Source organism: Methylobacterium sp. WL18, assembly GCF_008040015.1.
Taxonomy (GTDB): Bacteria; Pseudomonadota; Alphaproteobacteria; order Rhizobiales; family Beijerinckiaceae; genus Methylobacterium; species Methylobacterium mesophilicum.
Genome location: NZ_VRVD01001262.1, coordinates 1 through 568, shown reverse-complemented (window position 1 = coordinate 568; position 568 = coordinate 1). Strand labels below are relative to the sequence as shown.

The following is a 568-nucleotide window of genomic DNA, read 5'->3' as shown; positions in this document are numbered from 1 at the left end:
CGCCCGGGCGTCGCGCGCGAGCCCGTGGGGCTCGGCATGATCGGCACGCGGCAGGACCGGTTCTGGTCGTTCGGCGCGCGCTTCCACGAGGGGCCGATCCCGGAGGAGGCGGCCGCACCCACGTTCCGGATGCCGCCGGCCCGGTTCCCGGGTCGGACGCTCTTCGGCTGGCTGCGGTCCCGGCTGCCGTGACGCCGCGCGGTTTATCTTTTGACGATCCGTCTCAGTCGATCCGCTTCCCGGCCGGATCACCGCTCGACCGTGCCGGACGTCCGGACATTGGATCCGGCGAAGACCTGTCTTCGCCGATTGATGATTAAAATCCACATTCGTTAATACAAGACAACAGTATTTACATTGGCGACGGCCGATACTCTTCCGCGCAGATTGACTTCCCCCGCCCGCGCCCGCCTATCCTGATTCCATCACGTCGAGCCGCCGGCCGTGCCGTGGGAGGGCCTATGCAGAGAGTTGCGCGCGCGCGTTCGACGGAAAACTCCGGACGTTCCGGGCCCGCCCGGAATCCGGCGGGCGGGCGCCTGCGGGTTCCACGGTCGTGCGGCGCGGA

General features: G+C 68.1%; 1 pseudogene. It reads left to right on the top strand.

What is annotated here, in order from left to right:
* Positions 1–192 (top strand): annotated as a pseudogene (locus tag FV228_RS32210) (hypothetical protein); the annotation flags it as partial.
* Positions 193–568: the final 376 nt, after the last annotated feature.